The organism is Dictyobacter formicarum (assembly GCF_016587435.1).
This window is the reverse complement of the sequence record NZ_BNJJ01000001.1, coordinates 87,573-102,410: the sequence shown is the minus strand read 5'-3', so window position 1 is coordinate 102,410 and position 14,838 is coordinate 87,573. Positions and strand designations below refer to the sequence as shown.

At 47.4% G+C, this 14,838-nt stretch carries 12 protein-coding genes; 4 read left to right on the top strand and 8 right to left on the bottom strand.

Going from position 1 to position 14,838, the window contains the following annotated elements; genetic code table 11:
- Positions 1–475: 475 nt before the first annotated feature.
- Positions 476–1,393: a hypothetical protein gene (locus tag JMI88_RS00455; protein WP_201359792.1), complete on the top strand. Its 918-nt coding sequence runs from the start codon at positions 476–478 to the stop codon at positions 1,391–1,393.
- A gap of 151 nt (positions 1,394–1,544) precedes the next feature.
- On the opposite strand, the gene JMI88_RS00450 is transcribed toward JMI88_RS00455, so the two are convergent.
- Complete coding sequence (locus tag JMI88_RS00450) at positions 1,545–2,519, bottom strand: HAD family hydrolase (RefSeq protein ID WP_201359791.1); 975 nt, start codon at positions 2,517–2,519, stop codon at positions 1,545–1,547.
- A 229-nt stretch (positions 2,520–2,748) separates the two neighbouring features.
- Here JMI88_RS00450 and JMI88_RS00445 point away from each other — a divergent pair, with 229 nt between their 5' ends.
- Complete coding sequence (locus tag JMI88_RS00445) at positions 2,749–3,696, top strand: aminoglycoside phosphotransferase family protein (protein WP_201359790.1); 948 nt, start codon at positions 2,749–2,751, stop codon at positions 3,694–3,696.
- A 54-nt stretch (positions 3,697–3,750) separates the two neighbouring features.
- Here the strand turns inward: JMI88_RS00445 and JMI88_RS00440 are convergent, their stop codons facing one another.
- Positions 3,751–5,085, bottom strand: coding sequence for a hypothetical protein (locus JMI88_RS00440; RefSeq protein ID WP_201359789.1), 1,335 nt, complete (start codon positions 5,083–5,085; stop codon positions 3,751–3,753).
- A gap of 345 nt (positions 5,086–5,430) precedes the next feature.
- Between JMI88_RS00440 and JMI88_RS00435 the strand changes: the two genes are divergently transcribed.
- On the top strand, positions 5,431–5,880 hold the full coding sequence (locus JMI88_RS00435) for a YiiD C-terminal domain-containing protein (RefSeq protein ID WP_201359788.1): 450 nt from the start codon (positions 5,431–5,433) through the stop codon (positions 5,878–5,880).
- Between the two features lie 651 nt (positions 5,881–6,531).
- Positions 6,532–10,602, top strand: coding sequence for a DUF6788 family protein (locus JMI88_RS00430; RefSeq protein WP_201359787.1), 4,071 nt, complete (start codon positions 6,532–6,534; stop codon positions 10,600–10,602).
- Positions 10,603–11,473: 871 nt separating this feature from the next.
- Here JMI88_RS00430 and JMI88_RS00425 read toward each other — a convergent pair.
- The 6 genes from JMI88_RS00425 to JMI88_RS00400 form a co-directional block, all read right to left on the bottom strand.
- Positions 11,474–12,148: a histidine phosphatase family protein gene (locus JMI88_RS00425; RefSeq protein WP_201359786.1), complete on the bottom strand. Its 675-nt coding sequence runs from the start codon at positions 12,146–12,148 to the stop codon at positions 11,474–11,476.
- A gap of 138 nt (positions 12,149–12,286) precedes the next feature.
- The gene (locus tag JMI88_RS00420) at positions 12,287–12,940 is read right to left on the bottom strand and encodes a response regulator (protein WP_201359785.1); all 654 of its coding nucleotides are present in this window, start codon (positions 12,938–12,940) and stop codon (positions 12,287–12,289) included.
- Positions 12,927–13,481: a sensor histidine kinase gene (locus JMI88_RS00415; protein WP_236022780.1), complete on the bottom strand. Its 555-nt coding sequence runs from the start codon at positions 13,479–13,481 to the stop codon at positions 12,927–12,929. Before JMI88_RS00415 ends, JMI88_RS00420 begins: the two co-directional genes overlap by 14 nt.
- 5 nt (positions 13,482–13,486) lie before the next feature.
- On the bottom strand, positions 13,487–13,723 hold the full coding sequence (locus tag JMI88_RS00410) for a hypothetical protein (protein WP_201359783.1): 237 nt from the start codon (positions 13,721–13,723) through the stop codon (positions 13,487–13,489).
- Between the two features lie 181 nt (positions 13,724–13,904).
- On the bottom strand, positions 13,905–14,087 hold the full coding sequence (locus JMI88_RS00405) for a hypothetical protein (protein WP_201359782.1): 183 nt from the start codon (positions 14,085–14,087) through the stop codon (positions 13,905–13,907).
- Entirely contained in the window at positions 14,084–14,692 is a 609-nt protein-coding gene (locus JMI88_RS00400; RefSeq protein WP_201359781.1) for a nucleotidyltransferase domain-containing protein, read from the bottom strand. Before JMI88_RS00400 ends, JMI88_RS00405 begins: the two co-directional genes overlap by 4 nt.
- Between the last annotated feature and the right edge of the window lie 146 nt (positions 14,693–14,838).

Sequence of the window (14,838 nt, the reverse complement as noted above, 5' to 3'; positions counted from 1 at the left end):
GAGCCCAGACACATCTATACTAGTATGATAGCTATTGCGCCAAAACAAGCTTCTCCTATGATGGTTATATGCCCTCGATACCCATGGTAGACAAAGTACCTCGAAACAATTAAAATAGAAAATGCAGTACAGCCCTGTTTTTATTAGACTCATTTTTTTTGTACAAAGCCAGAGTGAGAAGCGCTTGCATATGGAAAAATCTGCCATCGCGTCAGCGCAGCAAGAGAGTAACGCTCCTGCGGTCAGCGAATGAGCTAGCGTCGTCTTTTTCGAAACCTGAGCCATGGTAGTTGCGTATAAGGAGATAGCGGGCGCAGCGGCCATAAAACTTGAAGTTCAGCATCCCATATTGGTGGTGTATCCCATTTTCATTTATAATGAAGCAAAATGGAATTATTATGCCCTATCATCTCATTTGAATGCATTCTATTCAATATATATGAGATGTCGCGCTGCTTATAGTAAGGAGTACCTCATGCAGCCTTATCAGCGTCCTCCAGAGGGAGGAAAAGTCTCATTTCTCTATGGTCTCATTTTTGGCGTGGGCATGTTTGTGGTGGGCGTCATTTTTTACTGCATCAACACATTTGCACTTTCTTCTACCCCATTTCTCACTCTTTTTGTTACCGGTCTGGCCTGGCTACTTGACCTGGGCTTCTTCTTTTTAGTTGGTACGCTAGCAGCCCGCAAGACTGGTAAGGTAAGCACCGCGACCGTAGCTGGTGTCTGGACTGCCGTGTTTGATGGCGTGCTATATGCTATTTTTAGCGTGATCATGCTCTATGCCGTTACGTTAAATCGAGTCTCTGGGGCCTATCAACAAAGTAGCAGTGGCCAGCAGATTTCACCAGAAACGGCACGCTCGTTAATGGTAGCGGGCGGCATTTTTGGGGTGGTGATGTTGCTGCTGCTTACAATCGGTATCGGAGCTGGCATGGGAGCACTCGGTGGTTTGCTGGGTCGCAGCCTGGCCAGAAAGTCTGGTAATCCTTACCTGGCCGGCCCACTCCCATATGGCCAGCCCCCATATCCTGGCCAACCGTACCCAGGGCAACCGTTCTATGGACAGCCCTATCCTGGTCAACCCCCATATGGACAATATCCCGGTCAGCCTCAACATGGGTATTTTCATCCAGGGCAACCCTATCCCGGCCAACCTCAGCCGGGACAGCCTCCATATGGTCAATCTCATCCCGGTCAACCTCCATATGGTCAGCCGGTGCCAGAGCGACCCGCAGAGCCACAAGAAGAGCAGCCACGTTCTGAGGCCGAACAAAAAACAGTTTATGCCTCTGATCCTCAATCGGAGCCAGCTCCACCATCAACTAATAATTATCCGGCGGCTGACGCTGATAAGTCCTCGGATGAGACTCTTCCATATCGTCCCAATTAAGTCACGTATTGATATGCAGAGCGCCCGCGTACTTTCAAGTTATACGCGGGCGCTCTGTGGTGTTGTGGATCTTTGCAGCCCAGAAGATGGACCTGTATGGGAAGCTCTGGTGGAGCGTCTCAAACAGGGACAGCTTTCTATCAGCAATACCTTATTTATAGGTACCGCATGCAGCCTCTGCGGGAATCTCTGAGAAAATGTGGTTGAAGTCATTTTTCATGCTGATGATATTCCAGTCGTGCATGGTGGCAGCCTGGAGTGCCCGCTCCGCCCCATGATCATAGGCGAATTCGCGCTCGCTATCATCGTGATGGATCAGCAGTGGTAGATTTGGACGTGCCTGGTGCTCGGTGTACAGGAGCATATCCAGATCGCCATTCGAGTTGCCAACCGCCAGGATTGGTGCTTGGCCGATATGCACGTGCATATTGATGACTTTACCAGGTCCTTCGTTAAGTGGTTCCAGCATACTTTTTTGCCTGATGAGCCGTGGCTGATCATGGTGAGTTTCCAGCTTTACCATCACCGAGCTACCGATCACGTGGCTGTGGGGAACTTCATACATCTTTTCAGCTACCTGACGCACAAAATCTGTTTCGCCACCTGTAACCAGATAGATCTGAAACTCATGTTGCCGTAAATATGCCATCAGTTCGATCATAGGAGCATAAGCCATCTCAGTAAATGGACGCTGATAGTGTGGGTGCAACGATTCTTGAAAGAAAGAACGCACCTTCTGTACATACTCATCCTGCGGCATGTCGGAGACGGCCTGCAGAATTAGCTTATCTACTTCCTGGATACTTAAAGCCTGAAAATAGGCGCGATCATTTTCCACAAAAGCTTTAAATGGCTGTACTTCGCGCAGCTCTGGATGGAGTTCTGCCTGCTCATGGAAATATTTGATAACAAAGATTTCCTGCACATAAGACGGCTTCTCGCACCAGAGGGTCCCGTCATTGTCGAAAGCAGCAATCCGCTCAGCCGGGGGAACATAGGTGGGACTATCTTGAGCACTGACCTGCTGGACAAAATTGAGGATGGCCTGCTTCGTTGAACCATCTCGCCAGGATGCCAGAGCACCTTCTTGTTTTGCCGTATGTATATTATAAGAATGATTTGTCATGATAACTCCCAGATTTATATATAATTTGTATAGCGTTTTCTAATCTATAGTGCTGACCTGATGAATATCTTTCAAGCCGAACCATCTCCTGATAGTGTACCCCCGATCAAGTAACATGAAAAGAGAGGCAGATAGGAGGAGGGCATAATTACTTGCTATCTTCTTAGAAGATTGCCTATACTATTCTATATAGTAATGTGCTATGTTGTTCCATATAATGGGAAAATATATGTCAAACATTAATATGATTCCTCTACCATGGCGCAATTACATCTTGCAGCTGCCTATGCTGGCGGAAACAGTACAGTGGGAACTTTTACGTAAATGGGGGCTCTCCGAGGTGTGGCGGGTGACGACACGGAATGGGGCGACGTGGATTGCGAAGAAGAGCCGCGGTTCAATGGCAGCTGAGCTATCCATTTACCAGGAAGTTTTGCTGCCACTACATGCGCCCCGACCACAACTCCATTCCTATTGGTTAGGTGCATCAGAGCATCTGTTTATTTTAGAGGATGTTGGCCTCAATACTCTTGAGCAGCAGCCGCAGACGGAACATTTTCTGGAGTCTGCGCGTGTGTTGGCCCGCTTGCGTTGTGCCGCTCTGGTACAATTGCAGGATGCGGACGCCGGGCGATTCGAGAACTATTGTATCTCCGCAGATTATTATATCCAGGCTCTCGATTATCTGCTGCAGTGCGACGAACTGGAGACGGGGAAGAAGGAGGTATTGCAGGCTGTGAAGCGCTGGTTACCAGATCAGTTGCATGAACTCTATAGCCAGCTACCATTGACTCTCTGCCATAACGATTACCATGTAAAAAACCTGGTGATCAGCGACGACACCATCGTTCCGGTTGATTGGGCGATGGCTTATCTCAGTCCCTACCTGGGTGATTTGTATAGCCTGGTGCATGCGGCTGCGTTTCGTAAAGTCGAAACGCAGCTAATGTTGCAGGCCTATGAAGCGGAGGTCAAGCATTGGGCGGCAACTTATCCCAGTGTGCGACCCATGTTAAGCCGACCGCTTGAGTGGCAAATCGCTCTAGGTGCCGTGTGCATCTTGATCACCAGCATTCGCTGGACATTGACCGAAGCCATGTATGAGTTGCCTGAGACCAAAAAATGGATCCCTGCCATGATCCGTAATATCGATCAGTACGCGCAAAAAATATCCTGAGTATGAAAAAGAGGGAGAGGTTATAGGCTACAACCTCTCCCTCTTTTTGTTGTTCTATGCCAATAGCACATACGGCGCATCCGGGACGGGCGCGGGCTCGCTTTGCTTGTCGAAGGCTGTGCTGAGTTGATAGGGACCAAACGTCACTGGTGTAATGGCTGGTACCAGTTCGCTGGCGTAGGGGGCACGCGGCCAGGATTGGCGCGCCAACTGGTCTAGTTGTTGCAGGCGCGTATTGGCCGAAGGAATAGCATTTGATTTTTGCGTGGCCTGAACGCCATTGAGGGCCTGTATTGTAGTCAGGGCTACCATCGTCGCCATTGGATCCCCTGTAAAGTAGCAGGAAATACAGTCAGCGTCCTGGTATAGCGTGTGCATTTTTTTTCGGAAGCCACGGTTAACAAATATCGTTATCAGCAGCATTAAAAAAGTGCATAAGAAGAATATGGTGATATCCAGGATGTTTATGCTTAGTTGCACGATAAGGGGTACAAACAGGAGGCCAAGACCCACAAGCATACTGATGATTCTCCAGAAGTTCCAATTGAGCACTTTTTTCCTGACCAGTGCCAGTTCCAGGCAGATCATAGCATCCTGTTGGCGCCAGTCGGTGTGGCGCAATATCTGGTCCCCAATGATTAACATCGTATTTTTGCGACCGATGACGCGAATATTGGTGCCAATTATGTCTGGTTGGATCAAAACTTCCCCGAAGCTCACACCTGCTAATCGCGACCAGGCAGCGATGCGCGGCTGTAGATAGGCCCAACTGGTTTGCTCGATTGGTTGTAAATTGTTGATAGTCTTCAATATCTTGCGCCCCAAAAGAAGGCGTATACATATGATTGCAACTATGTAAATAAGCCCGACGATTGATGCTGGCAGGATCTGTCCCGTAATAGTGGCTACCAGTGTTACGATTTCCAGAAAAATAATCAGCGGCAAAGAAGCATTAAGCATAAACTTCAGGCGGATACGGGCAAATTCTTGCCTGGTGAGCGAAGAGACATGGAAGAACTCGCTGGCAATGGCATCTATAAAAACGTTGGATAGATAGAAAGCAATGTTGCCACCAATTGCCAGCCCTAGCAGGGGCGAACAAATGATGATCAGAGAAATAACAGCGGTCAGGTTAAGAAAGGTCTGGTGCTCGTTATTATTGATAATCACTATCTGCCCATATATAAGTGAATTGGGCAGCTGCATGAAGCCAATTCCAAGTAGCACTATGCCAGCAATGAGTACCAATGCATTAATGTAGCTACTCTGGCGTACGACATGATTGCGCCTGACCATGTAGTGCATAAAGTTATTGATGGATTGAGGATCCTGACCAGGAGTAGTGAGTGTTTCTCGCAGGATTTTTCGGCTACGTACGAAGCTAATCATTCCAATTGAGATATTTATTATTATAAATATAAATTGCAGAGCAATAAAAAAAAGCAGTTCCAGGGGCATTCTATCACCTCATGTGCAGACAAAATCATGTCCGCTTTTTTTGAAATTTCAAAGCTTTTTTCTCTCAGGAGCGAGAGCCCTTATAAGATACGCGTAACTACTATTTCTGTCAAGGAAGTTTTTATATAGAAAATTCTATTATTCATAAATCATACGTGAGTTCGATATTAGCTGCTTTTACCTACCCTCCTGATAATATATGTATTTGATTAGCCCCTTCAAAAGGGGTACACTATAGACGCTTACGATTTTATGCAGGAGGCCGGTAGCTATACGATGCAGGACAGATTACGCGAGCTCCAGACTTTACTCAATACAGAAATACCAATCACCAGACATTTTAACCTGACGGTGGGTGCCTATGATGAGCGCATACTGCGTTTAGATGCTCCGCTGGCTGAGAATGTTAATCATGCCGGCACTGCCTTTGGCGGTAGCCTGAGCGCCCTGTTAACGCTGGCCGGCTGGAGCATGACCTGGTTTATGCTCCAGGAGTATAACCTGACGGGCGAAATTATTATTCAAGATAGTAATTGCCGCTACCTGGCCCCGGTAAAAAAGGATTTTTCGGCCTATTGCTATCGTCCTTCTAACGAGCAGCTAGGGCGCTTTGAGAAGATGTTGCGCACCCATAAAAAAGGACGCCTGGAATTGAAGGCTGAGATCCTCGAAGGTGATACCCTGGCAGTTTCTTTTGTGGGACGCTATGTGGTGCGGCTGGCCTAGCATAAAACAGCGAGGAACTTTTTAATAGTGCGAGAAAGAATGTAGTAGTGGGTTCACAGCTCTATCAAAAAGTTCCTCATACAATGAACCCCAGCCAACCCTTTTTTAGTATACAAAGAATGTAATTTTTTATATGTGTTCTTTTCCCCAAATTATCCTCTTTCTAGGCATTTGATTCGCGCTCTATCAGTATTTTTATGTAAAAAGTTTCGCATCATTGCTATGCAAAAAATATTCTTGCACTTCACCATAAAAACAAGACTCGGCGCGGATGCGCCCGTCCGCAAGTGTACGACAAGTATGCATTGATTATAAGACAATGTACCTGTTTTTTAATACTATTTTCATACCATGATGAAGTTTTATTTATCATGATATATACTGCCTGCTATACATTATTTGATGTACCAGGGGGATTGTTCGTCTTTGTAATGATCCTCTTTTTGCTGGATTGATTATTGTCCGGCGTAGATAGCAGGCGGTTGGGGACAGGTAGGGCGCCCTGGAGCGCATGGATGCCGGACGCTGATATGACTGTCAGGCATGGGAAGGAATAGATTGTGAGAGGTGATGACGGCATAATCAGGCAGAAGTTTGAATGAATTATTTTTAATATAGGACTTTCGGGTGGCGAACTCAGGAGCACGTGCGATGAATACGAAGATTACCTATCACCAACAGGTTAGTTATTGTGGAAAACCACGTTGTAAGCGGTGCCGAGAAGGGGTCGGACACGGCCCTTATTGGTATGCTTACCAGACGGTAGAAGGGCGTACGACTCGCACCTATATTGGAAAACATTTGCCACCTGAGGCGGAAGCGACGATGCTGGGAAATCAGCAGCCATCGCCCGCGCAGACTAATGAGAAGGACCAGGCCGTTATCCGTATTTATACGCTGGGACAATTTCGCCTGGAGCGGCGCGATCCGCGTGATCCATTGGATTGGCAGACGGTGACGGATGCTTCATGGCAGCATCAACGGGTGCGGGCCTTGTTAGGCTGCCTGGTAAGTGTGGTTGGACGCAAGCTGGGGCGTGAACAGATTACAGAGGCGCTCTGGCCTGATCTGGATATAGATACCGCGGGTAGTCGCCTGGACCGCGCTGTCTATAGTCTGCGCCAGGTTTTTGAGCCGGGTCGCAATCGTCCTGCCACCTCACCGCTCTTGTTGACTGAGCGTGAAGTATTGACGCTGGCCGATCCCTTGCAGATCTGGGTGGATGCCGATGTCTTTGAGCAGCTGTTGACGCGGGCCCATGAGATTAAGGATGAAGAGGACATTGGTACCAAGGAGAAGCTGCTTAAGGAGGCTGCCAGCCTGTACGGCGGGGAGTTCCTACCCGAAGATCGGCGTAATGAGTGGACGCGTGCGCGCCGTGAGTCATTGCAGCGCAGCTGGATTGGATTGTTGCTGGAACTGGCGGATCTGATGATTGCTCGCGATGCCCTGGTGCATGCGATTGATCCATTGGATAAATTGATCTCGGTTGATCCTACTAATGAGGCTGGTGTGCAGCGATTGATGATTGTACTGGAGAAGCTGGGGCGTCGCGGTGAGGCTCTGCGTGTTTATAAGAAGCTGTCTACGGTGCTGCAACAAGAATATAATATTGCTCCCCTGCCAGATACGCGCAAGCTCTATGATGATTTGATGCGGGGTCGCAATAAGGCTCGCGCCACCGAAGCGGCCGTTGCCGAGCGGGCTACTCGCGATACAAACAATAATCCCGGAGGCATGACCGAGGCTCCGGCGATACAGATTGGCCGTAGCCATCAGAGTCCGCTGGTGGGCCGACAGCAAGAACTAGAGCAGCTGCGTGAGCTGCTGACGACGACCGAGCAGGCTGCGCGTTTCCGTCTGGGTGCCCAGCGCCGCTCAACCGTCGCCACGCTGGACCCCAATCGCCGCCCACAGTGCGTGCTGTTGATGGGCGATGTCGGCATTGGTAAGACACGTCTGGCGGAAGAACTGGGCCGTGAAGCCAAAAGGCGCAGCTGGGCTGTCGCCTGGAGCCGTGTCTACGCCCAGGAGGGTACCATCCCCTATCGTCTATGGACCGAAGTGTTGCGCAAAGCCATGGACCAGGGAGTCTGGCAGCGCCAGGAAGTGAAGCGGCGCCCGCTGGTCTTCCAGCCACTGGGCACCTTGCTGCCCGAAATCCACGACCTCCTCTCGACGGTCAACTTCCCCTCCTCGCTCTCTCCTGAACAGGAGCAACTGCGCCTCTGGGAGGCGGCCCGTGAGCTACTCACCTTGATCAGCGAGAGCACTCCGCTTCTGATTACCCTGGACGACCTGCAATGGGCCGATAGTAGTAGCTGCGAACTGCTGGCTTATCTGGCCCGCCGCACCTATGGCTATCCCATTACCATTGTCGGCACCTGCCGCGAAAACGAACTGGACCAGAGCAGTCCTTTGCGCTCATTGCTCACCGACTTGCGCCGTGAAAACGCCGTAGAAACCATCTCCCTGGAGCTATTGAGTGAAGCACATATCAACTCGCTGGTCTCCCAGGTCTCGCACGCCCCCGAAACCATGATCGAAGAAATCACCAGGCGAGCCGGTGGTAACCCCTTCTTCGCCGAAGAGTTGGCCCGCAGCGTCGTTGACGCGCCCTCGCCCGAAGTATCTACCAACAAAGACAATTTCAATGACAGCCTGCCCGACACCATCAACGCCGTGCTCGCCCTGCGTCTGACGCGCCTGAGCGAAAAATGCCAGCAACTGCTCGGCAAAGCTGCCGTCATCGGAGGCTCCTTCGAATTCCAGGCCATCAGCGAAATGGAATCGCAACTCCCCAATCATGAAGACATCGTCCTCGACCTCCTCGAAGAAGCTTTACGCTCGGGCATGCTCACCGAAGAAGGCACCGGCACCAAAATCACCTACCACTTCTGGCATCCCCTGCTCAAAACCTATCTATACGACCGCCTGTCCGCCGCCAGGCGCGCTAGCCTGCACCGCAAAGCCGCCGAAGTTTTCCGCAACATGTACCAGGGCCACGAAGAGGAAGTAGCTGCTACCATTACTAATCACCTTGTAAAAGGTGGCGCTAGTAATCAAGATATTGTTTATTACTCTGATCTAGCTGGTAGCCAGGCATATATGCTTTCTTCTTACAAAGCAGCTGAAGAATTTTATCATATCGCACTAGATCATTTTGATAGTAATGACTATCCGCACCTGGCATATCTGCGAGAGCGTTTAGCTGAATGTACAAGAGTCCAAGGAAAATATGATGATGCGCGTGTATTTTATGAGCAATCTTTAGCTATACGTAGAAGCTATACAAGTGATTCACGATCTCAAGCATCCCCAAAAGAAGTACAATTGCAGGCTATGCTGCTTGGAGAGATAGGAAGAACTTTTTATGATACGGGAGATTTAGTAAGGGCTGATCAATATTATCGCCTTGGAGAAAAATTACTCAAAGACTCAAACATAGTAGAAGGGCCAATATTGGCGAGAATACGCTTACAACAAAGTTATGTACAGTGGCGCAGTGGTAATTATCATGAAGCTCGTGCTATTGCAAATGAAACTTTGAGGCTGTTTGAAGGTGTACTTGAGAGTCAGAGGGGCAATCCAAATACTGGTAAATATTCTTCTTATATTGGCCGTGTTTTTCAATATGATCCTGTTGATCTTGGTCGTATTTATATTCTATTGAGTAATATTGAAGCTGCCAGTGGTCTATGCAATGATGCATTACCACATCTCAATAAAGCTGTAGAAATATTTGAACAATACGATAGATCAAGAGAAATCGCCATAGCAAGCTGTAATATGGGTGATTTGTATTTAAGAATTGCTGAATATTCTCAAGCACAAGCTACGCTGAGGCGATCTTTAAATGATGCAGAACGTATTGGAGAAATGCCCTTAGTATCTGTTGTTATGGGAAATCTAGGTGTATTAGATCTGCGAATAGGAAATTTTTTGGAAGCTCAAAATGAATTGCAACAAGCAATTTTATTAGCTGAACACTATACTAACGATCCTATAATTCATAGCATTTTTTATTCGTATTTGTCTTTAATATTTCAAGAGAAAGGACAAATTCCAGAGGCAATTACTACATTAAAAAAAGCTCTGTGTATAGGCAGAGTTACTTATGCAGCTCCCTGTATAGGATTGGCTTTAATAGTGCTTGGAAATCTGCGTTTTGTTCAAGCAATTAATGATTATGACCTGGATAAATCTAGTGATCGAAAAAATAAATTTCTGAGGCGTGCTAAGAAAACATTAACTCAAGCAATTAATTATGAAGGCATAGAAGCTGAAGCTAGAACTGAAGGTAGGCTTATATTGTCACAAGTATTGTTATCACTAGGAGAAACTCAACATTCGCTTGAAGAGGCTAAAAACGCTTTAGAAGAGATAAAACAATATGGGTTAGTGGGATTTACTGCTCGTGGGCAACGTGTTTTAGGGAGTATTTATAGTAATCTGGGAATGAAAGACCATGCTTTACAATATTTGAATCAAGCATTGACAACTATTCGTAAAAATGAAAATAAATTAGAGTATGCACGTATTTTGTGTCAGTACGCAACAGCAATCTTTAGCTTAAGCACTGGAAAGGGCAAAGAATATGATACTGCTTTAGACTACTTACATGAGTCTCGTAGGATTTTTGTCGAAAGTAAATCATTTTTGGATGAAATGTTAACAGAAAAGTTAATGCGTAAATACAATGTGCAAGAAAATAGAGTGTGAAAAAATTCAATGAAAATTTATGAGAAAAAAAACCTTGTGGACAACGAAGTAGCTCTCCCCGCGTAGGGAAGAGCTACCTATATTTTGACGTCCAAAAAATTTGTAATGTGCATATCATTTAAGGATCTTCACCCAAATTTGTGATCTTCCTCTACAAATTATTATCCCTTCCTCCAAATCAGAGACCCTCCTACTTAACCACCTAGACTTATTGTACTGTGAATTATGGATAAAAAAGGCCATAATTCTTAGTATAATCATGTATATTTTTATCAACAAGTAACGAACCAATTGAATATTGGTGTAGATACTGCAAAACAAGAAAAAAATTTTGTGCTTTAGTATTTGGATTTGGTGATAATTGTTCAGTTTGATGCGTTGCACCAGCCGGTGATTGCCCTCATTTAGTGGGCTTTGAGTACTTTACTCAGCAGAGAGGATGAAAACCATGATTTTTGCACTGCGCAATAAGCAACTCTTGATGGTAGCTCTTGTAGCATTTTTTACTTTGCTCGCAATCATTTTTGTATTATTGAGCGTTGCTCATTTCAACGTCCATCAAGCCTTACATATTGTGCCTAATATCATATATCCACATAGCTAATTGACATGTAAAAATCATGTTCGCATGACATGCTGACCTGGTTAAAGACGTAAATAATCACCGGTTATGACTATTAAGAAAGGAGCGGTTCAGATGTCTCATTTTGATTAGCATGAATAAGTACATAGCAATAGATGAAGCGGCCCGCCGTGATCGATTGATCTAGAAGGTGGGCCTCTTAATGTTTTGGTGGATGGCGTGGTAGAGTCCTGTGCCGCCTATAAAGCGTTTCATGGATGGTGGAAGTTACGTGTGTCTGGCATCCATCTAAACGCTGGGTCCCCGGGCGCTTTTTTCTAGGATGGGCGAAGATGGTTTGATCTGGTGATGCGAGACGTCCGCGTAGAGTTCAATGCTGGCGATTCCATCCTTGATTACGATTTTGCTGAGCGAGGTGGGATGGATCACCGGCGGGTCCCACAGGCGGGCGAGTGGGCGCCCTTCAAAGCTGCTTACGATGGTTTTCAGCGTGACCGCATGAGTGACGAGCAGGATGGTCTGACCTGCATGTAGATTGATCAATTCATCAACTTTGGGCAGCACACGCTCACGCATCTGCGGAAAGGTCTCGCCTCCGTTGAGGGCCTGATATTCTTGAGGAGCATGCCAGAAGGCAAAGAATTCAGCCGGATGTTGCTGTTCTATTTCGCTGGTCAGGTGCCCCTCCCATGAGCCCAGGCCAATCTCTTTTAGCTCCTCACAGGCAATGACCGCTTGCTCGCGCTGTCCACGAATAATTTCAGCCGTTCGGTAGGCGCGTGTGCTGGGGCTGGCATAGATGGCGGCAAAATCGATGTCTTGCAAAGCATCATGTAGCCACGTTGCCTGTTGCGTTCCCAACTCAGTCAATTCCGAGTTTGCATGGCCCTGCATCCTCCGTTCCGCGTTCCATTGGGTCTGGCCATGCCTGGTGATATAAAGAGTAGTTGTATTGTTTGCCATGCTTTTTATATATCCTTATTTATAATGCATCAATGATTTTTTTCACCATTGTTAGTGCTGTGGTAATTCCTTTTTTACTATAGCACATGCATTGCTCTAAGCGATGGCGGCGCGGCTCATATTTATCTTCTCTGTGGGTTAGCCCAATCCGGCCTGGCGCGCGCGTAGGATGGCTTGAGCGCGATCAACTACCTGGAGCTTGCTGAGAATATTGGAGACATGGTTACTGACGGTCTTGGGACTCAATACCAGCTCTTCGGCAATTTCCGCGTTGCTTTTACCCATTGTGATGAGGACGAGTATCTCTCGTTCACGTTCGGTCAGATCGGGGAAGCTGCTGGCTGGTATTATAGGTTGCATGTTGGCAAAGTACTGCATCAAACGGCGCGCAATTGGTGGACTGAAGATGGCTTCGCCATGGGCTACCACGCCGATGGCGCGCAACACTTCGGTCTGATCGGCCCCTTTGAGCAGGTAGCCGCGCGCCCCTGCCCGCATGGCGGCAAAGACCGAGGCGTCATCCTCCAGCATCGTAAGTACCAGGATACCGATATGTGGATTAACCTGTAAGATATGACGGGTGGCCTCGATGCCATTCATTTCTGGCATATGTAGATCCATCAAAATAATAGAGGGTCGTAGCGTTGCTGCCTGCGTGATGGCTTCTTTGCCATTAGCCGCCTCGCCCACTACCTGCAGATTCGGCACCGAAGATAGCAAAGCACGCAACCCATTGCGCACTAGCGGATGGTCATCAACCAGCAGGATAGTCAGTGGCTCATTTACCGTCATATATTTGCTCCTTTACCAGCGGCAAGCTTGCCAGGACACGCATGCCACCAGTCGCTATAGGTGTGATAACGCAAGAGCCACCGAGCTCGGCCGCACGCTCATGCATTGCATGCATACCCACACCTGCTTGATACTTCTGTGGTAGACCTTGCCCATTATCCTGAACATCAACCAATAGAGTTTGATCACAAATAGACAGGCGTATAGTGCAACGAGAAGCCTGTGCATGGCGGATTACATTGGCCAGCGCTTCCATGGCAATGCGATACGCTGCTACTTCGACTGCCGCTGGCAGCGCTGGCAACGGTTCTTCCACCTCCACCGAGACCTGCACATTATTCAACTGATATTGAGCCACCTGCTCGCGCAACGCTCCTGTCAAGCCCCACTCATCCAGGATTGGTGGGCGCAGATTATAGACCAACTGCCGAATGTCACTGATTGAAGCCTGTGCCTGTATTTTTAGCTCTTTAAGGAGCGTCTTAACCGTCTGTGGATCGATCTCCAGAAGATTATAGGCAGCATCCAGTTGAAAGGTCATACTGGTCAAGGCCGATCCCAGGCCAGGACGCCGGCTTTCTTATGGCTTGCTGCATAGACACCGGGCAAACCCAGCGCGGCCAGCATTGCACCAACCAGACGAATAATAGCAGTGACAACGCTAATCGTACTGGCCGGATTCTGATCTCCAATGAAGAAGCCAGGCACAATGCCCAGGATAACCAATACACTGCCAATCAATAAACTAAGGCCACTTAAACGATACAGAGTAGTTGATGACATAGAGAATTGCCTCCTTGCAGGAAATCCTGCGTAACTGAATATTCATCAATATCAATGTGTTGCTTAAAAGATACCTGCCAGGCTCTTCCCATGTCATGAGTGAAATTCCCGTTATGTATGGCAATCTAAAGGGGAAAAATTCCCATACACAGCAGGAAAAATGCCCAAGTGATAGCACCTGCTATCGAGTAGCGCTGATCTGCAATTCCTGTAGAATAAATGCCAGCATCGTTTTTATAGCTATCTGGTGAGACTCTTCGAGTGTAGGTAGTGTGTCGTCGAACATTTGCTGAAGCAGTTCGGCATATAAAATATTCATACCTTCACTGCTGGCTGGATAGAGATACTTGCTCCATGAGTTCATGTCAGGCTCTTTATCGAGTGCCTGATATTCCAGGATACCCAGCTTAGTTTTTGTCTCTCCCGTGGCTTGCTGGTATATGTGCTGTAGAAAGTGATCGACCTGGGCACGGTAAAACTTATAGGCGCTAAAATGCTTGCCACGCTTGCGATATTTAGCATAGCGCAACGCTCCCAGATAATAATCGTAGAGCGTCCGGGCAGGCTCCTCCAGCCCAGGGGCAGAAAATTTGTAGGTCTGTCAGAGATAGGAGAAGTGGTTTGATAAATGCTCTGATAACCATCAAAAGGCATTTTAGCTGAGAGACTTAAAATAGTTATATCTAACTTTTGGTAGAGTGGATAATTTGTAAAAAGCAACGTATAAGCTGCTTCTCCGGGTTCAATACGGAGTGGATACTGTAGCAGAATATTACCTACTGGTGCGAGTATCTGTTGGAGTTGTTTGATAGTTTGCTGAACATCAGCTGATATAACATGCAGATCCACATCTGAATACTGATCATAATTGCCGCGACAAAATGAACCAAAAGCCAGAATTTCTTGCACTTCTGCGCGCCGACTGAATGCGTCCAGTGTATGTGTAAAAAGTGTGTGAACATAATCCACTTTGCAGGTCCTCCTTTTTGATCCGTGATGCTTCGCACGAATCGTTTTTCTCAGATTGGAGTTGTTATAATCCTGTTCTGTTTTATGCTTCAGTTTGACAACGCCATACTACGCTCCAATTATATTTTCTCTTATGTAAAAGGCAC